This window comes from Thermanaerothrix solaris, from assembly GCF_032334255.1.
Taxonomy (GTDB): domain Bacteria; phylum Chloroflexota; class Anaerolineae; order Anaerolineales; family Anaerolineaceae; genus Thermanaerothrix; species Thermanaerothrix solaris.
This window is the reverse complement of record NZ_JAUHMF010000001.1, coordinates 1,070,297-1,089,265: the sequence shown is the minus strand read 5'-3', so window position 1 is coordinate 1,089,265 and position 18,969 is coordinate 1,070,297. Positions and strand designations below refer to the sequence as shown.

Sequence of the window (18,969 nt, the reverse complement as noted above, 5' to 3'; positions counted from 1 at the left end):
GAGGTAGGGCGTAAGGTTTCACCCCAACTTTGGGGGTGCGGAAGCTTCCTGGTTACATGGAGCTTGTCGGACGGGTGCTCTGGGGAACCAGGTCGAGCGGATTTTGCACTTCTGAGGAGGACTGATAGTGTATACACGCGACCGCATGATCGGTCTCTACCTCGATCAGGGGAGGGCGATAGACGGCGCACAGTTTCTCGGCGACCGGGCACCGTTCAAAATAAGGACACCCATTGCGAAATTCCTCAATTTTGCGTTCTAAGAGGGTGACTCCTTTCTCCCATTTGCGATCCAGGCGCGGGACGGACTCCATGAGCATGCGCGTGTAAGGATGTAAAGGGGTATGAAATATCCTCTCGACGGCGCCTTGTTCGACCACATAGCCCTTATAAAGAATCACAGCCCGCTCGCTGATATAGTAAGCCAGCGAGAGATCATGGGTGATAAACAAGATGGAAAGCCCGCGTGATTTGAGATCGGCCAGCAAGTTGAGCACGTCAATACGGGTTGAGGCATCAAGCATGCTGATGATCTCATCGGCGACCAGAAACTGAATATCAAGTAGCAGGGCGCGGGCAATAAGGAAACGTTGCAATTGCCCACCACTGAGTTGGTGCGGATATTTATTCAGGACATGCATGGGGTTCAGTCCCACCGAGGAAAGGGCGTGTTCGACCCGTTTCTGCCATTCCGCTCCTGGTACTTCTGGAAAAAATTCTTCGTGAAGGACCTTAAAGATTCGGTCAGCCTTGAAGATGGGATTGTAGGAACTGAACGGATCTTGAAAGACCCCTTGCACTTGTCGGTAGTACTCTTTCAATGCCTCACCCTCAAGGGTTGAAATGTCCGTCCCGTTAAAAGTGATCTTGCCGTCAGTCACATTAAGTAGGCGCAATATCATTTTGCCAATCGTGCTCTTGCCGCTCCCGCTTTCGCCGATTAGCGAGACCACTTCGCCTTTCTGAACCTCAAAACTTACGTTATTAACGGCATAAAGGGCTTTACCTCCGAAAGCACCAACGCGGTAAACCTTGGAGACATTATCCAGCTTAAGCATGGGGCTCAAACTCCTTCCAACAAGCCACAAAGTGATTTTTCTCTACTTCTATAAACGGTGGCTCTTCCAGACAGCGCTCAAAAGCCAGAGGACAGCGATCACGAAAGCGACAACCTGAAGGTGGGTTCAAGAGCAAAGGTGGGTTACCCGGTATACCCTGCAACCGCTTTTCAGCGTGGCGTACCCCAACCTCAGGTAAGGATGAGATGAGCAATCGCGTATAGGGATGACGCGGAGATTCGATGATAGATTTCGTAGGAGCTTTTTCGGCCAGAACTCCTGCATACATAATTAGAATGGTATCGGCAATTTGGTACAAGACCGAGATGTCGTGTGTGATCACGATTAGGTTGTTGACAAACTGGCGGTCGCGGAATTCCACCAGCATCTCGGCCACGGCTTTTTGAGTTGCGACATCCAGGGCTGAAGTAATTTCATCCGCAATAAGAAGAGAGGGGTTGAGCAGGGAGGAAATCACCATGACCATGCGCTGCTTCATACCTCCAGAAAGTTCGATGGGGTACATGTTGAGGACATCATGAGGTAAGGCGACGAGATCTAGCCGCCGTTTCAACTCCGGTAGAACTTCTTTGAAATCTACCCCTCGCGATTCGAGCAATTCCTGGGTCATTTTCCCAATCTTGCGGATGGGGTTCATTGCATTCATGGCATACTGGGGGATCAGAGAAACTTTACGGAATCGGTAGGCGTTCATCTTTTCGGCGTCCCAGATAGGTAACTCTTCCCCATCCAGTAGCACACGCCCAGTGATATATTTCATCGGTGGAAAGAGCACAATCAAACTGTGCCCCAAGGTTGTCTTACCGCACCCCGACTCGCCCGCTAAACCCATGATTTCGCCGTCGGTGATCTGGAACGTTGCGTGTTCTAGCGCGTGAACATCCCCACGCAGGGTTTGGTAGTAAACTGTCAAATTTTCAACGTTTAAAGCCATGGTTTACATCTCACGTAATTTGGGATTAAAGATTTCGTCCAGTCCCACGTTCATACTGTAAAGGGCTCCGACGATAGCTGTAATCGCCAAGCCAGGAGGAATAAACCACCACCACATTCCCAGGGGCAAGGCACCCCACAGGACGGCATATTGCATCATCAGCCCCAGGGAGATCGTGTTGGTTGGACCCAGGCCGATAAAGTCCAAGGTGGCAGCGGTGAGAATAGCCCCTCCAAATTGCAGGATGAAGACTAGCACCAAATAGGACATCATATTGGGCGCAATCTCATCGCGAATGATCTTTAGAGAAGTCATGCCGCTCAATCGGGCCAGATCTACGAAATCGCGGGAGCGGAGGGAGAACGTTTGCGCCCGAATGGCACGAGCTGCCCAAGGCCAAGCCGTTAACCCGATGAACAGACATTCCATGAGCAGACTGCGTACTTGTAAATAGGCGGCAATAATCAGCAGAACAGCCAGGGTAGGAATTACAAGCACGATGTTAGTGAAGGCATTAAGGATCTCATCGAGGATTCCACCGCGATAACCGGCGGTGAAGCCGATAAGCATGCCCATCAGGGTGCCCAGACCACCCCCCAGCAGGCCAACGATAAATGTGGCCCGTAGGCCATGAACGAACTGTGAGAAGACATCTTGCCCGAAAAAGGTCGTGCCAAACCAGTATTTTGCGGAAGGGGGCTCAGCACCTAGTGGGCTGGCATAGTCCATGGGCTGGTATCGGGCAAAGGTTGGTCCAATCAATGCCAAGAGCAGGAATGCCAGGATAATCGTGCTCCCGATGACCAGTTTTTTGTTGCGCAATGTGAAATAGAGGAGCTCGCTCCGCTTAATCATGCCGACTCTCCCACCATGCCCCTACGTGTTCGCGGGTCAACTACGAGATAGGCGATATCAATCATAAAATTAGCCATTAAGACGCCAAGGATAATAAAGAGAAAACAGCCCTGGATCAGGAAGTAATCCTGATTTTGAATCGCGGCCAGGAGGAGATAACCGATTCCTGGATAGGAGAAAACCACTTCGGTGACCAAGGCGCCTGCCACAATCACCCCCAACTTAAGCGCTAAGCCGGTAATTTGGGGCAGGATCGCATTGTCGAACGCATATTTGCGGATCAGACGCTTGGGGGCTCCCAAGGCGGTCAAATAACGTGAGTATTCAGCCTCTAATTCATAAATGATCATATTACGCATACCGATAGCCCATCCCCCAAATTCGATTATAAAGAGAGAAGCAAACGGGAGGAACCAGTGGTGAAGCAAATCAAGTAGAAAACCCCAAGACCAGGTTGGGCGTAAGGAGAAACTATAGGCTCCAGCAATGGGGAACCATCCCAGGACAATCCCAAAAAACCAGGCCAATAGAATGCCCAGCCACATATAGGGCGTGGCTGTCAAGATGTAACTAAGGGGAAGGATGAAATTATCCAGGCGCTTAGAGCGTGCCGCAATAGCCCCAAAATGATTGCCCGCATACCACCCCAAAAGGATGGATGGAACAAGTAGGAACACGTCATAAGGCACCGCACGCTTTAGAACATCAATGACCGGGGTGGGGAAAAGATACGTGCTAATGCCCAGGTTGCCCTGGAATAGCGCTTTCCAAAAATTGAGATATTGTTGCCACAAGGGGAGATCAAGCCCAAACAGGCGCGCATAATAGTCATACATCATCTGGATGGCTGAGGCATTGGAAGCCACTGAGACGCGCGCCAACATGTTTCGAATCGGATCACCAGGCATGAAGCGTGGAATGAGCCAATCAATTGTCACCGCGAGAAAAAAAGTCAGAATATAAATCAGGATTTTACGCGTCAAATACCGTCGCATGACGGGCTCCTGGGGGAGTGAGGGTAAAAAAATTTTAGTGGGTAAAAATGGTTTTGAGGTAAAAACATTAGGTTGGGATGCCGCTTCCCATACTCCGGGAAGCGGCATCCCGCGGGCGCTTTAGTTTAAGGTTGCGCCACCGGCTTCAGGTTGATCAGGGTTTGCAGACCGCCCATCTGCCAGTAACCGGACCAGGTGGTAGGCAGTGAGACCGGGTTCTTCTCATTGGGCCAGTTGGTCCAGGTGGTTTCCGTCCACTGTGCCCATAGGCCGTTATACCACAGCGGAATTACGGGCATCTCGGTAAGCATGAGTTCCTGGATTTTGCTGGTCGCGGCTTTCATTCCGGCTTCATCTGTGGTTGGCACTCGGGCTAGTGCATCTACCAGATCGAACATTTGCTGATTAACATAGCGCCCAAAGTTGCCGGATTGCATCTGCTCCTGGATTGGGTGCCGGAAGAGCAAGTTGTAGAGCGTCCAGGGGGTGTTGCTCATCTGAGCCCAGTTATTGAGGGTCATGTCAAAGGTGCCACCTTGCAGAGCGGTGTTCCATGCACCGTAATCGGGGTAGGCAGCCTGAATATTGATCCCGGCGGCCTGCGCGCTGGAGGCGATAATGTCAATGGCGGCCATCCAGTCGGTCCACCCGTTCGGGCAGGTTACCTGGAGTTCAATCTTGGAGCCGTCCGGTGCTTCCACGAATCCATCGCCATTGACGTCCTTGTAACCGGCATCGGCCAGCATTTGCTTGGCTTTGGCGGTGTCGAAGGTGTAACCCAGGCGGGCGATGACCTCCTGATCCTCATATTTGCTCATTGTAGGGAGCAAACCTGAGGGGCTGGCGGCCTTGACCAGGTTAGCGTAAGCCACGTTAACGATGGAGGGCACGTCAATCGCGAAGGCAAGGGCGCGGCGGAACTTCGGGTCATCCATGGGTTTCTTGTTGGTGTTCAGGAAGAGCACCGCGGTGTTGGCCGAGAGCATATAGGGGGCTTTTTCATAGAAGGTCTTGACGTAGCCCTTCTCGGCCAGGGTGGCGATGCCGGGGAGGAAGTTGTTGCTCAGGTCCAGTTCGCCCTTGACAACCATGCCCAGGGCAACGTTGTTGCTCGACACGCGAATGTCCACAATGTATTTGGGTGCCGGTTTGCCGAAGATGGGGATTCCCCACCAGTTCTCGTTACGTACCCAGACGTTGCGATCCTCGGCGTGGGTGAGGTACAGATAGGCGCCGGAACCAACTGGCTTTTCATTCGCACCGGTGGTAATTTCTTCTTCAGTGCGATTCTCCCACAGGTGTTTGGGAACGATGGGCAGGTTAAAGAGGTAGTTATCCCATTCCTGGTAGAGCGGGTCTTTGAAGGTCAACTTGAGCGTGGTGTCATTCACAATGGTGACATCAGTCAAACCGGTATTGGTCCAAAGTGGGGAGAACCACAGGGCGGGATATTTCTTACCCAATTCCAATGTGAACTTGACATCTTCGGCGGTCAAGGGCTGACCATCACTCCACGTGAGGTCTTTGCGCAGGGTAACTTCATAAGTGGTGGGGTCGGTCCACTCGCCTTTTTCGGCCAGCCAGGGGATGAACTTATCCGTCAGAGGGTCGTAGTTGAACAGGAACTCATAGACGAACCCAATGGTCCCGGTGGCGTTGGCCAACATTCCCGGCTGGAAGGGGTTCCAGGTGGAGGGGGGCCCCCAGGCGGCGCCGCTAACGTAGATGGTTTCATTGCGGGGGTAGGTAGTTGGGGCGGCTTGGCCTGTGGGTGTTACCTCAACGACCTGGGTTTGAATGACGGTTTTCTCAACCTCCACGGTTTCAATGATCTTCTCGGGGGTGGGGGTGGCTGCTGGTCCACAAGCCGCCAGAAGCAGGCTGGCCAGGATCAGCACAGTGAAGACAGATAGGGCAAGCTTACGCATGGTTCCTTTCTCCTTTCTTCCAATTCACGAACATATAGGGATTTGGATTGAGATGAAGTATGGAAAATTTTATGGACTTCTCGTGATGAACATCTCCTCCTGGCTAATCACCTCCTCTAAAATTTTTTGAAGATACGTCGCTTTTTGAGAGCGCTCCCAGTTTGAGGCAAGAAATTTCATCATTTACCCCGGACTACGGCGTTTGAGGGCGCCGCATGAATCACGCACTACCAGTTCGGTATCCATAATGACTCGCCGTGGTGGTTGAGCGCCGTTTTCAATTAAATCGAGCAAAATTTCAACGGCTTTAAATCCCAATGGTGCAATGGGCTGGCGTATGGTAGTAAGAGGGGGCGTAGCAGTCGCCGCAAAGGGTAAATCGTCAAAGCCAACCACGGCAATATCCTCTGGGATGCGCAGGCCGGCTTCGTGAATGGCGCGCATTGCACCGATTGCCATAGCGTCTGAGGCAGCAAAGACGGCATCCGGTCGTGCTGGGAGCAGGCTTTGCATGGCATAATAGCCCCCTGCCTCGGTGAAATCCCCCTCGACGATCAGGGAAGGATCTATTTTTCGCCCGCGTTCTTGCAATGCTCGGGCATAACCTTCTTTGCGATCTATGCTAACAGTCGAGTTGTCAGGTCCGGCAATGGTCGCAATACGCTGGTACCCCAGGCGAATGAGATGACTGACAGCATTGTAAGCGGCATTGACGTTATCTACATCAATGTAACTGACTCCATCGGGGTTGAAGGGACGGCCGATCACCACCAGTGGAATGTTTGAGGCCAGCAAACGGTCCATTAGTTGATCCCCAATTTGGCCGGATTGAAGCAAGATGCCATCCAACAGCCCGCGCCGCGAGATGCGCGGGTAAATTTTGGCTTCGTCCTCGGCGCTACTCACTAAGAAGAGGGCGAGGGTGTAATTATAGTGATTACACGCCTGGGCAATCCCCTGGGTTAGGCGCGGAAAGTAAGGGTCACTAAAGATTGAACTAACACTCCGCGGTAGCACCAAGCCCAGCATTAAAGAGCGCTGAGAAGCTAATGTACGCGCAGCCGCATTTGGATGATAGCCGGTTTGGCGAATAACGTCTAGGACGCGCCGCCGTACTTCCTCGCGTACATTAGGATGATCGTTGAGGACGCGTGAGACGGTGGAACGTGAAACACCGGCTTGGCGGGCAATATCTTCCAGGGTCAGGTTGGACATGGTTGGCCTGTGGTTGGTGATACCGGGGGCGCCAGGGCAAGATGGTTTTGGAAGCGCTCCCAATTTATTTCATTATAGAAAAATTGTGAACAAAAGTCAATTGGGTTAGACTAAAAATTGATAAATTAAAATTTTAGTTACGCTGTTCTAGGGGCAGGGAGGGGAATAAATTGGGCTTCCAGGGTTAAGATGGCCTCAAATCTTCGGGTATTAAGGGGTAAATTGGATTACCAGGAAGGGGAAGATGAAAAATGGGATAGGATTTTTTGTAATAGCGAGGGGTAATTTTCGAAATATTAAATATTTTGGAAAAATTTTATGGATATACGGCTTGACTTTAGGCGCATTGTGAATAAAATCATAAAAAAACATTTAAATGTTTTAGAGCCTGACTCGATGATGACCAAAAGAGTGAAAATTGCGGAGATTGCTCATCGTTGCGGTGTTTCGGTTTCCACCGTTTCTCTGGTTTTGAATAATCGCCCCGGTGTGGCTCAGAAAACGCGTGAACGAGTGCTGGCAGTGGCGGCGGAATTGGGATATCCGATCAACTCTTCTTCTCTCAAAGATCGCGAATCCCCTCTTTCTACCCTGCGTATGCTGGTTAAATTAGATCCAGACTTAGCCCCACAGGCAAATCCGTTTTATTCCAAGGTGATTTTGGGAATTGAGGAGGCTTGTCGCCACAAAGGGATCAATTTGTTGTTTGCTTCGTTGCCGGTAGATGAAAATAACCAACCCCTGGAAATTTCCTCCCAATGGCTTAGCGGAAATCCCGACGGTCTTCTTCTGGTTGGGGTCTTTGTGAACGCGGCTTTTATGGAACTATTGGCTCAATATACTGGCCCGGTCGTGCTAGTGGATAGTTATGCGGTTCGTGAAGAATTCGATGCCGTGCTCTCGGATAATTTTCGCGCGGCCTATCAGGCAGTGGAATTTTTGCTGAATTGTGGGCATCAGCATATTGGGTTGATTGGTGGGGAAGAGCGGTGCTATCCCAGTTTGCGGGATCGCCGCAATGGTTATCTACGCGCGCTCAAAGAACACGGAATTTCGCACACCTACATCGCTAATTTCAATATCAGCCGCTCGCGGGGGTATGATGAAACTATTGCGCTGCTCAAGGCTCACCCCCAGATTTCGGCTCTTTTCTGTCTTAATGATGAAGTAGCCAATGCTGCCGTTCGGGCGGCTCAAAGCCTGGGACGACGCGTGCCGGAAGACCTTTCGGTGGTCGGCTATGACGATACGTATATTGCTACCCACACCCATCCAACGCTGACCACCTTACACGTAGATACATTAGCCATGGGACGGGCTGCAGTGGAATTGGTGGAACTGCGACGCCAATACCCCGATGCGGCGCGGATGACCTTGCTTATTCATCCGTTTCTGGTGGAACGGGAATCGGTGACGACAATAACCATGCACAAGGAGATGATCAAGCCATGACTACATCTGCTTTGCCTAACATACCCTGGGAAGATCGTCCCGCCGGGTGCTCGGATGTTGTTTGGCGTTACAGCGGCAACCCCATTATTCCCCGTAATCTTATTCCTTCTTCTAACAGCATCTTCAACAGCGCCGTTGTGCCCTTCAAGGGTCGTTTTGCAGGGGTGTTCCGATGTGATAACAAAAAACGCGAGATGAATTTACATCGCGGCTTTAGTGAGGACGGCATTCGGTGGCAACTGGATGATGACCCGATCATCTGGCAATATAAGGATGCGGAACTAGCCCATTTCGAACATCGTTATGACCCGCGCGTAGTGTGGTTGGAAGATCGTTATTACATCACGTGGTGCAACGGGTATCATGGCCCCACAATTGGTGTGGGATACACGTTTGATTTTGAGACTTTTTACTTCTTGGAGAACGCTTTTCTCCCTTATAACCGCAACGGGGTGCTCTTCCCGCGCAAAATCAACGGTTACTACATGATGCTGAGCCGCCCAAGTGACCGTGGACACACGCCCTTTGGAGATATTTTTATCAGTCAAAGCCCAGATCTGATCCATTGGGGGCAGCATCGCTTTGTGATGAGCCCCAAAGGGGGATGGCAAAGCACAAAAATCGGTGCTGGTCCAATCCCAATTGAAACCCGTGAGGGTTGGTTGCTTTTCTATCATGGGGTGCTTACTTCGTGCAATGGTTTTGTTTATTCCTTTGGTGCGGCGTTGCTTGATCTCGATCAACCCTGGAAAGTCATTGCACGGGGAGGTCCCTATTTGATGTCCCCGCAGACCCTTTATGAGTGTGTGGGCGATGTGCCCAATGTGGTTTTTCCTTGTGCAACGCTCTATGATCCCCCCACAGGTCGTTTAGCAATTTATTATGGGGCAGCCGATACGGTGACGGCATTGGCCTTTGCTTACCTGGATGAGGTTGTGGATTTTGTGAAGTCCACTAGCGAAGTTTAGATCTCTTTGAACCTTTTACGTTATTTTAAGATAGAGCAACTAGGCGGTGACAAAAAATCATCGCTTGGTTGTTTATTTGCTCAGATACGCAACTTTTAATTCGAAATTGCGTAGATGTGGATTGGTGAAGTCGTTCTGTTCCTTTTGTCGGGAGGTGTGATGATCCGGGTGCAAAATCTTACCAAGCGTTTCGGTCATCTGACCGCAGTAGATGACCTTAATTTCGAGGTGAGGGAAGGTGAAATTTTTAGCCTGCTTGGGCCCAATGGGGCGGGGAAAACCACCACAATCTCAATCCTTTCTACATTATTGTTGCCAACCTCGGGTGAGGCCTGGATTGGCGGCTATTCGATCCTAAAGCATCCCTTGGAAGTACGCCGCTTGATTGGGGTGGTGCCCCAGGAAATTGCGCTTTATCAAGATCTGAGCGGCTATGAAAACTTATGGTTCTGGGGGCAAATGTATGGATTGAAAGACAAGGAATTACGTCAACGGATTCACTCAACCCTGGAACAGGTGGGATTGAGTGAAAAAGCCAATCAGAAAGTGCGTACCTATTCGGGAGGGATGAAGCGTCGTCTTAATTTGGCCGCAGGTCTGTTACATCGCCCCCGGGTACTTTTTCTGGATGAACCCACGGTGGGGATTGACCCACAGTCCCGGCGCGCAATTCTGGACTTTGTCAAGTCGCTCAACCATGAGGGCATCACGATCCTTTATACCACCCACTACATGGAAGAGGCCCAGGAACTCTCGCATCGGGTTGGAATTATGGATCATGGAAGGTTGATAGCACTGGGAACACAATTGGAACTTTTACAGCAAGTGGGTGAACATGACACCCTGGTACTGACATTTGAGGATGATATGAATCCCATGCTACCTTTAGAGGCATTGAACAACGTGCCGGGCGTGGTTAATGTGATCCAAGAGGATCATCGCTTAAAAGTGCTCACCCATGCCTCGGGCGAAATCCTGCCCCATCTCATCGCTGTGTGCTTAGAGCATGGCATGCGCATCCGCAGTGTCGAGATCAGCGAGCCCAATCTGGAGGCCGTCTTTTTAAAACTGACCGGGCGTGCTTTAAGGGATTAGGGAGGACGAGGATGCGGCGGATTCTGCTCATTGCGCTCAAGGATTTGCTCCTGATCTTTCGTGATCGGTCAACCGTATTGATGATCTTGGTTGGGCCATTTTTGTTGACGCTTGGGATGGGGCTGATCAGTGGTCAGGTGGGAGGGGGGGCAAATTCATCCAGTGGCCCTAGCGATATCCCTGTGGTGATCGTAAATTATGATGGGCAAACTCTGGGAAACGCCTTGGTGAATGTGCTCTTTTCCCCAGAGTTGGATTCCCTACTCGAGCCCGTCCTTGTTTCGGATTTGGCAGAAGCAAAGCAACAGGTTGAAAAAGATCAAGCGGCGGCAGCGGTTATCATCCCGACCGGTTTTACCCAGAGTTTGATTCCCCCTGCAGAGGAATGGCAAGCATGGTTCCCTTCGTCATCGCCTGATGTCACCCTTCAGATTTATGCCAATCCCGGGCGTCCCAATAGCGTTGCGATTCTCGAAAGCATTGTACGTGCGTTCCTCTTTCGGGTGGAAAAAGGGCGCATCCTAGGCTGGACGGCTATTGCACCGTTGGTGGCGAACGGCGTGATTCAACCCGCACAAGCCGAAGACATTGGACGCACTTGGGGCGAAGCTCTGGCGCGGTCGGGTGTGGAACAGGAATTGATCCAGGTGGTCGTTACCGAGGAGGAAGTCACCCAACTCCGAGATGTCAATGTAATGGCTTCTATGGCACCAGGAATGGCGCTGCTCTTCTTGATGTTCACCGCGACGTTTGGTGCGCGTTCTCTATTGGTCGAGCGGCGGCAGCAAACATTACAGCGTTTGATGATCACCCCAATCCTCCCGTTTCAGATCTTGGTGGGGAAAGGTATTGGGGTTTACTTGAGCGGTGTGGTGCAGCAGGTATTGTTGATTGGCATCTCAACCTGGCTTTTTGCTTTGAATTGGGGTGACGCCTTTGGAGTGCTTGGGTTAATTCTATGTGCGTCATTGGCTGCGGTGGGTTGGGGGTTGCTCATCGCTGCATTGGCTCGCACGCCGGCTCAAGTTGCCTCGGCCGGCTCAGCGCTGATGTTGATCTTTGGTTTGTTGGGTGGCAGTTTTGTTGATCTGGGTGAAATGCCGCCCGCGGTGTATGTCCTAAGCCGTATTACCCCTAATGCATGGGGGATGGACGGGTATGCCATTTTGGCCGCGGGCGGCTCCCTGAGCCAAATCGTCCGACCTTTGTTGGCCCTGGCACTCATGGGAGTTGTTTTAATCTCTCTGGCAGGGGTTATCTTGATGCGCTCGCGCCGTTTTTCTCAGGCTTAAGAGGGAGAGTTATGCGCCAAATTCTTGCCATCGTCCGTAAAGACATTTTGCTGCGCTTTGCCTCACCCAGCGAATGGCTGTTCTTCATTCTTCTACCCGTGCTGTTCACATTTATATTGGGTATGGGGAAGTATGGCTCGGATGGGAAGGTTTCCCTTCTGGTGGTAGATGAGGCTCAAAATGAGGTCTCCGCCCGCATCGTGGAGGCTCTTAAGGAGGCACCGGGTTTGCGACCGGAAGTGGTGAGCCGCGCCGTAGCCGAGGAACGCTTTTTAGCCCGCAAAGTGGCCTTTTGGTTATACCTGCCGCCTGACCTTACCGTAGAGCGACTGATGCGCGGTGAAAAAGTCCGGCTTTTGCTTTACCAACAACCGAATAATCTGCGTGCCTTGGCGGTGCAGCGTGCAATCCAGGCGGCGGTTGGTGGGGAGAGCCTGCCTTTTGAGGCTGCCCATGCGGCGGTGACGTTGGCTGAACAGTATGGCGCATTTAAGACGGAGGCAGAACGCCAGCAATACGTCATTGAAGCCAGCCATCTGGCTCGCTCGTTATGGGCACAAGTGCCAGACCGTTTAGAGGTGATTCGCCCTTCAAGCGCTCCGGTTTACGATCCGCGTGCCCAAGCCTCAGCCGGTCAACTCATTACCTGGGTCTTCATCCCCCTCTTTGGAATCTCGGCACTGCTAGCATATGAACGCAATACCGGCACGCTCTCCCGGGTGATGACCACACCCACCTCTCAGGCTGTTTTCTTGGTTGGTACCATCGGCGGTCAGGTATTGATGGCTCTAATCCAGATGGGATTGCTGGTGGGGTTTGGAGTGCTGGTTCTAAAGTTGTCTTGGATGCGTGATCCTTTGACATTAATTTTGTTGTTGCTGACCTCGGCGTTGGCGGCGGGGGCGATTGGCGTATTCATGGGAACATGGGTTAAGAACGAAGCCCAAGCCAATAACCTGAGTATCCTGATGGGCATGGTGATGGCGCTACTGGGTGGATGTTGGTATCCCTTGGAGCTCTTCCCTGCATCGGTGAAAACAGTCGTTCATGTGCTTCCGACTACCTGGGCTCTGGAAGGCATGGTCAACTATCTTATGCGCGGGGGTACCCTGCAGGACCTGCTCCCCCACCTGGTGGTTTTAACCGGATTTGCGGTCGTCTTCCTCGCCTTAGGAATTTGGCGAATGAAGCAAGCGCAAGAAACATAGAAAAAAAAGCCCCGCGATCCCGCGGGGCTCTTAAAAGTTGGGTTACCGAATTGAGTTACTGCGATTTTACCATTTCCAGGATGCGGGTGGTAAAGGCTTTGGTGACGTCCATAGAAGGTAAGATATCGTACTGATGAAGCATATTTGCCAGGGCTTGCCATTGTTCCTGAGTCTGCCAGCCCCAGCCATGCTCGCGCGTGATATTACTCTGAGCATCCTTCAATTCGGTTTCTAACATGTAACGCATATGATCCGGGTTGGTCTCTGGCCCGGTATATTTCAACACAATTTGAACGGCCTCATCAGGATGTTGGGCGGCAAAGTCAATCCCGCGCAGTGCCGCTCGTAAGAAGCGCGCCAGAATGTCAGGTTGTTCCTGGAGCAAGGATTCACTGGTGACATAAGTCAGTCCAAGCGTGGGCACACCGTAATCTGCCGCGTCCCACAGGGTGATCTCATAGCCCCAGGAGCGCAGTAAAAAGGGTTCATTAGATTTGAAAAGAGGGTAAACATCCACTTTGCCCTCGACCAATACGCGTGGGTCAAACCCCACATTGACCAGATCAACCTTATTGACATCGGCTCCAGCGGCTTGAAGCAAGGCAAAGAGATCTGGAGGTGGGGTGCCTTTATAGCCCACCAGATGACCTTCCCAGTCTTTAGGGGTGACCATGCCCGACTCTTTGAGCGCGGCAAAGGCTTGTTGGCCGCGCTGTCCGATCAGTGCGATGGAAACCAAGGGCAGGCCGGGGTCAGCACGGCGCTGTAATAACACGGCAGCATCCTGGGTGGTGACTTGGACCTTTCCGGCGGCCAGTAACTGGAGGTGTTGCCCCTGCCCGGGCGAGTGTTCGATCGTGACATCCAATCCTTCGGCTTCAAAATAACCTTTTTCTTTAGCCACATAAGCCCCCACGAAAGGTAAATTGGCTTGGGGTTTATATCCGGCCATAAAAGTGAGCGCAGTGCGGGGTGGGGTAGGGGTTGTAAGTGGTGCTGAGGGCTGACAGGCAATCGTTAGAAAGATCGAAAGAAGAATGAAAAGATGGAAGAAAGAGCGATGTCTCATGGGAAAGGGACCTCCGCAACGGGATTAGGATGAGGTGTACCAAAACACCAGGCGTTTTTCGGCCTGGGTTGTTCCCTGATAGAGGAGCATTCCCGCCGCTGCCAGGATAAAAATAGCGGCAAATAAATGGGGGAGATTCAGATTGGTGTAGGCCAGCCACATCAGGCGTCCTAACCCTCCCGAAGCACCAGTCCACTCGGCGACGATGGCGCCGATCAATGCCAAGGGGGTGCTGACCTTTAGTGCGGCAAATACATACGGGAGGCTGTGAGGCAATCGCAGATGCCATAGAAGTTCCCAACGGTTCGCTTGCCAGGCGTGAAATAAATCCAACAGGCTAGGGGTGATGGTTTGAAGGCCAACCAGAACGTTGACCAACACGGGGAAAAAAGTCACCAAGGCGGTAATGATGACTTTGGGCTGCCAGCCGAACCCCAACCAAATGGTCAGCAGGGGAGCGATGGCCACGAGGGGCGTGGATTTGACCAAAATGGCCAGACTCATAACGCCGTGTTCCAAACCCGGCCAAAACGTAACCAGGACAGCGATGAGAATCCCTACACAGGTTCCGATCAACAAGCCCAGCAAGGCTTCGCCAAAAGTGATCAACGACGCCTGAAGATAGGTGGAGAAGTTTTGTACCAGGGTGTGGAGGATGAGGCTAGGGGCGGGCAAAAGATAGGGGGGCATATTCCCCACTCGGACGCCCACCTCCCAGATAGAGAGGGCGCCTACAATAAGTCCCCAGGTGACCAGCTTGCTACGCGATGAACCTGTCATTGGAAGTGCTTTCCTGACCATTCGAGGAGAAAAGTGATTTCCTGAGTTGGTTGACATAGGCGCTAAATTGGGGGTGATTTTCGTCGCGGGGGCGAGGAAGGATAATCTCAAGGTCTGCCGCAATTTGGGCCGGGCGGGGTGAGAGTACCAGGATGCGGTCGGCAAGCCTGACGGCTTCGTAGATGTGGTGGGTTACCCACAGGATAGTGGGTTTTAACCATTGCCAGAGATCGAGTAAGGTATCGCTGAGATTCTCTCGCGTCAGTTCATCCAGTGCCGAAAAAGGTTCATCCATCAGCCAAATCGGCGCCCCTTGGACCAATAAGCGGGCTAGGGCGACGCGCTGCTGCATACCGCCCGAGAGACGATGCGGATATTCGTGGGCATACTGACTTAATCCAACGCGGTCGAGGGCTTCTTCAGGGCTCATCAGGGGCGATTTACCGGTGCGTGTGAACTTTAGGGCAAGGGCAACGTTCTGGTATGTGGTGAGCCAGGGCAATAGCGCCGGGGATTGAGCCATCCAGGCCACAGTGTGAGCCTGAGAAGGACCAGTGGAGAGAGTCCCATTAAAAGCGATATGCCCGTGTGTCGGTGATAGTAGCCCTGCCAGCAGCCGTAGTAGGGTGGATTTACCGCAACCACTTTGACCGATGATGGCGACGAATTGCCCGGAAGGGATATCAAGGGTTAGCCCCCGCAAGACTGCTTGAGTGTGGTTGGGATAAGAGAACGTCAGGGCCTTCAGGTGAATATCCATAGGCGTGAGGTCAGGCCGGAGTGAGAGCGGTAGTGAGGCCGCGCCAGCCGCGCAGGTACTCTACGTCAATGCGGAAGACTTCGGCTACCTGGTTCAGGTAGGGTTGGGCCAAGTCGCGCCCCAGATAGCGCCGGCCGAGGCGATTGAGCAAGCGTTGCAACTCCTGTGGCGTTAAATCGGTGACCGGATTGGCTTGCCCGCGGGCAACGACACGGCGTAACGGTGGCCAGGGCTCGTCAATGGTCAAGGAAACGGCGGGGTTTTGTCGCACATATTCAGGCCAGCGTGAGCCCTGCCAGGCGATCACTATGAATGCGTGGCCGTTCCACTCTTGCCAGAGGGGTATGACGTGGGGTTGACCATCGGGACGCACGCAGGCCAGGCGGGCTGAAACCGGTCCGCGCAGGAACGCCTCCATTTGAGCCGGAGTGAGGGGCTCCAGGGGTTGAAGTTCTTGCACAGGTTGAGGCTGGAAGGGTGAGTAGGTGAGAGCGCCCAAGCGATGGGAAATGCGCGCGGCCAGGTTGCGCACATCGTTGCCCCATTGGTGGTAAAGATCATGCGGTTGCCAGCGGTAAGCCAGGGCGCTCAGTACCACCGCAGCGCGGGGCTGATACCCATCCGGGCAAATCGGTGCAGCCAGATCAAGGGTCTCATTCGATTGGGCCAGCGCCATACCCTCCTCGATGGTTAGGGGGGTGGAAGAGGGTGCGAACAGGGCCTGGGCGGCTTCTAAATGCGGGTAAATTTTTCCCACCTGAAACACGCGGCGGGTCTCATAACTGCCCTCGGTTTGTGCCAGGACGAGCAATCCCTCGGAGATGGGCACCACCAGAGCCAGCGTCTCGGGCCAGGCGGTTTGGGCGCATTCCTGATAGAAAGCGGCCAGAAGTTCCTGCTGGCTGAGATCACCGCGCGCTTGCCAGGCCAAGAGGCGTGGGCCGGGCAGGTAGCGCCCGCGTTTCTCGGATTGATCCAGGTAGCCCAGGGTTTTGAGGGTCTTGAGCAGGACGAAGAGCGAGGAACGCGAGAGCCCCAATTTTTGCATCAAATCTTGGGGGGTTAGCCCCTCGGGGTGGGCGAGGATGGTTTCAATCAAGCGCAGGGTGCGCTCGGCACTACGGGCAAGGGTTAAATCTTCCATGTTGTAGTCTCAAATATAGGACTTGAGTATATTATATTGGACTGCATCAAGACGTCAAGGCTGTTGTGACTTTTTGAGGCAGTTGGATTTAAGTCTCCGGTTTTACCAAATTAGCGAGATGGGGAAAATTCCTGGAACCGAGTGCTTTTTGGCTATGGTTTTCTGTATAATAACCCTAAAAAGGCAGTTTCCTGATCATTATAAAGTTATCGTAAGTCCCTCATTGAGGCGGGTGATTTGAGACGGGAAACCTGGATTTACCCATGCGGTGGGAGAGTGGGCGAAGATGGCATCTGCTCAGATAAAACGCTCGGTTTATTGGCTTGTCTATGCAGGTGTGAATCTCATTCTTGTTCTGGTTGTTTGGGGGATTTTGAGTTTGGTCAATCCCCCTGCACCGAATGTGGAGTCATTGCGACAACTATTTCTACGTAAACTAGGTGATTGGATTGTTTTATATCCTGGACTGGAGCGCGTGGGCGATCAACTGGCGCAATTTGATTGGAAGTTGTTGGTAGCAATTTTATTTGTATCAATCCTCAACACCATAAAGCCCCTTCAAACCTATATTGAAGAGTGGACGCAGGTTTTCAGTGAGCGCTTGTTTTCACCCCCACCGTCGTTTATCGGGGATCCGCCACCGGTGTCTGATCCGTTGGATTTTGCGTCTGGTAAGATTGCCTTCGTGGGGCGAGATGAGGTTCAACAGCAATTAGATAATTTTTTAAAGCGCCCTGAATCTTTTCTGTGGTGGTTCTTAACCGGAGGCGCCGGAGTGGGCAAGAGCCGTTTGGCGTTGGAATGGGTGCAAAAATTACGGAAAAAGCCTTACTATTGCCACGCGGGTTTCTATCAGGGGGGGATGATCCCGGAATGGCGTCCAAAACGCCCCACAGTTATCGTGGTTGATAACGCTGCTGAATTTGTTGACGATGTTTTTAAGATGCTGAATAGTTTTACTCAGAGTGGTTCCAAGCAGGGCATTCCCCTACGGGTTTTGTTGGTGGAACGAACGATGCCCGAATCCTTGAAAGATCTAAACGAGCAAGACAAATATCAGCGCTACCGCTATCAGGATGCTTTGGTTTTGAAAAACCTGTCCGACCAAGACATCCGCGCACTATTGGGCAGCAAATTAAGTGAAAAGTACATTAAAAGGATTATCAGTGTGAGCGAAGGAAATCCACTGCTGGCATTGGCGGCAAAGCAACTCCTGCTGGAGACGGGAGAATTAAAGTGGCAAAATCGGTTTGAGTTGCTGGAAGAATGGGCGAAACGGATGGTAAGAAAGTACAAACAAGTGGGGCTAAAGGAAAACTATTTGCCTTTGATCGCACTGGCGACTTTCGCACGTAAATTAACCCTGAACGACGCCCGTGAGTATATTGGAGGGGAACTACCCAGCAAAGATATGATGCAACGCATTTTGCAGCAACGTGTGGATAATGAGTTACCCGGAATTACGCCGGACTTGTTCGGTGAAGCCTTTGTGTTGCACGTCCTTGGTACGATGTTTTACGAAGATGAGAGGAAGCATTTTATCCGAAAAGGTTGGGAGGCCAATCCCCAAGGGGTTGCCTCCTTCCTGGTAAAACTCATTCTGGATTTTCCAACTCATTCCTTAATCGAAGAACTTGATACGCCTCCGGGTGACTCCGCCCACCTGGTTTATTGGTGTGCTTCAAGAGTAACTCTTATATATGTCTACGGCGAAAACGGTGAGTTAGAGGAGATGAAGAGGGTGCTGGAAGGGCTGAAGGCGGTGGCGGGTCGCTATGGTGGGGAGGTGGCGATCCAGGAGGCATTGGCGCAGGGGTATGTCAATGCCATTAACCATTATGGTGAGGCGGGTGAGTTAGGGGCGATGGAGAGGGCGCTGGAGGGGCTGAAGGCGGTGGCGGATCGCCACGGTGGGGAGGTGGCGATCCAGGTGGCATTGGCGCAGGGGTATTTCAATGCTATTCACGATTATGGCCGGGCGGGTGAGTTAGAGGCGATGGGGGAGGTGCTGGAGGGGCTGGAGGCGGTGGCGGATCGCCACGATGGGGAGGTGGCGATCCAGGCAGAATTGGCGAAGGGGTATGTCTTTGCTGAAAGTGTATATCGTGCCGCGGGTCAACCCCAAAAAGCCGAGGTTTTGATAAGGAAGGCTCGACGTTTGCGTCAATCGCATCTTTGAGCGCTGGTCCTCTCTTC

General features: G+C 52.3%; 16 protein-coding genes. 6 read left to right on the top strand and 10 right to left on the bottom strand.

The genetic code is table 11. The features are described from left to right. Positions 1 to 52: 52 nt before the first annotated feature. The 6 genes from QYE77_RS04870 to QYE77_RS04845 form a co-directional block, all read right to left on the bottom strand. Positions 53 to 1,057: an ABC transporter ATP-binding protein gene (locus QYE77_RS04870; RefSeq protein ID WP_315624253.1), complete on the bottom strand. Its 1,005-nt coding sequence runs from the start codon at positions 1,055 to 1,057 to the stop codon at positions 53 to 55. Beyond that, positions 1,050 to 2,012 (bottom strand): ABC transporter ATP-binding protein, encoded by a 963-nt coding sequence (locus QYE77_RS04865; protein WP_315624252.1) that lies wholly within the window; start codon positions 2,010 to 2,012, stop codon positions 1,050 to 1,052. The genes QYE77_RS04870 and QYE77_RS04865 overlap by 8 nt, the downstream gene beginning before the upstream one ends. Before the next feature lie 3 nt (positions 2,013 to 2,015). Next, the gene (locus QYE77_RS04860; protein ID WP_315624251.1) at positions 2,016 to 2,867 is read right to left on the bottom strand and encodes an ABC transporter permease; all 852 of its coding nucleotides are present in this window, start codon (positions 2,865 to 2,867) and stop codon (positions 2,016 to 2,018) included. Continuing rightward, positions 2,864 to 3,862, bottom strand: coding sequence for an ABC transporter permease (locus tag QYE77_RS04855; protein ID WP_315624250.1), 999 nt, complete (start codon positions 3,860 to 3,862; stop codon positions 2,864 to 2,866). The genes QYE77_RS04860 and QYE77_RS04855 overlap by 4 nt, the downstream gene beginning before the upstream one ends. A gap of 125 nt (positions 3,863 to 3,987) precedes the next feature. Beyond that, entirely contained in the window at positions 3,988 to 5,790 is a 1,803-nt protein-coding gene (locus tag QYE77_RS04850; RefSeq protein WP_315624249.1) for an ABC transporter substrate-binding protein, read from the bottom strand. A gap of 183 nt (positions 5,791 to 5,973) precedes the next feature. After that, complete coding sequence (locus QYE77_RS04845; protein WP_315624248.1) at positions 5,974 to 7,005, bottom strand: LacI family DNA-binding transcriptional regulator; 1,032 nt, start codon at positions 7,003 to 7,005, stop codon at positions 5,974 to 5,976. Between the two features lie 396 nt (positions 7,006 to 7,401). Between QYE77_RS04845 and QYE77_RS04840 the strand changes: the two genes are divergently transcribed. The 5 genes from QYE77_RS04840 to QYE77_RS04820 all read left to right on the top strand — a co-directional run bounded on the left by QYE77_RS04840 (position 7,402) and on the right by QYE77_RS04820 (position 13,020). Further along, positions 7,402 to 8,457, top strand: coding sequence for a LacI family DNA-binding transcriptional regulator (locus QYE77_RS04840; RefSeq protein ID WP_315624247.1), 1,056 nt, complete (start codon positions 7,402 to 7,404; stop codon positions 8,455 to 8,457). Next, positions 8,454 to 9,425 (top strand): glycoside hydrolase family 130 protein, encoded by a 972-nt coding sequence (locus tag QYE77_RS04835; RefSeq protein WP_315624246.1) that lies wholly within the window; start codon positions 8,454 to 8,456, stop codon positions 9,423 to 9,425. Before QYE77_RS04840 ends, QYE77_RS04835 begins: the two co-directional genes overlap by 4 nt. A gap of 159 nt (positions 9,426 to 9,584) precedes the next feature. Beyond that, positions 9,585 to 10,520, top strand: coding sequence for an ABC transporter ATP-binding protein (locus tag QYE77_RS04830; RefSeq protein WP_315624245.1), 936 nt, complete (start codon positions 9,585 to 9,587; stop codon positions 10,518 to 10,520). Positions 10,521 to 10,531: 11 nt separating this feature from the next. Further along, positions 10,532 to 11,812 (top strand): ABC transporter permease, encoded by a 1,281-nt coding sequence (locus tag QYE77_RS04825; protein ID WP_315624243.1) that lies wholly within the window; start codon positions 10,532 to 10,534, stop codon positions 11,810 to 11,812. A gap of 11 nt (positions 11,813 to 11,823) precedes the next feature. Further along, entirely contained in the window at positions 11,824 to 13,020 is a 1,197-nt protein-coding gene (locus tag QYE77_RS04820) for an ABC transporter permease (protein WP_315624242.1), read from the top strand. Positions 13,021 to 13,075: 55 nt separating this feature from the next. Here QYE77_RS04820 and QYE77_RS04815 read toward each other — a convergent pair whose 3' ends face one another. Genes QYE77_RS04815 through QYE77_RS04800 form a run of 4 tightly spaced genes read right to left on the bottom strand, consistent with a single transcriptional unit; the run spans position 13,076 to position 16,773 of the window. Next, positions 13,076 to 14,089, bottom strand: coding sequence for an ABC transporter substrate-binding protein (locus tag QYE77_RS04815; protein WP_315624241.1), 1,014 nt, complete (start codon positions 14,087 to 14,089; stop codon positions 13,076 to 13,078). Between the two features lie 24 nt (positions 14,090 to 14,113). Then, positions 14,114 to 14,869 (bottom strand): ABC transporter permease, encoded by a 756-nt coding sequence (locus QYE77_RS04810; protein WP_315624240.1) that lies wholly within the window; start codon positions 14,867 to 14,869, stop codon positions 14,114 to 14,116. Beyond that, the gene (ccmA, locus tag QYE77_RS04805) at positions 14,850 to 15,629 is read right to left on the bottom strand and encodes a heme ABC exporter ATP-binding protein CcmA (protein WP_315624239.1); all 780 of its coding nucleotides are present in this window, start codon (positions 15,627 to 15,629) and stop codon (positions 14,850 to 14,852) included. Before ccmA ends, QYE77_RS04810 begins: the two co-directional genes overlap by 20 nt. Positions 15,630 to 15,639: 10 nt before the next feature. After that, positions 15,640 to 16,773, bottom strand: coding sequence for a pyridoxamine 5'-phosphate oxidase family protein (locus QYE77_RS04800; RefSeq protein WP_315624238.1), 1,134 nt, complete (start codon positions 16,771 to 16,773; stop codon positions 15,640 to 15,642). 286 nt (positions 16,774 to 17,059) lie between these two features. Between QYE77_RS04800 and QYE77_RS04795 the strand changes: the two genes are divergently transcribed. Next, positions 17,060 to 18,952 carry an ATP-binding protein gene (locus tag QYE77_RS04795; protein ID WP_315624236.1) on the top strand — a complete coding sequence of 631 codons (1,893 nt, stop codon included), beginning with the start codon at positions 17,060 to 17,062 and terminating at the stop codon, positions 18,950 to 18,952. Positions 18,953 to 18,969: the final 17 nt, after the last annotated feature.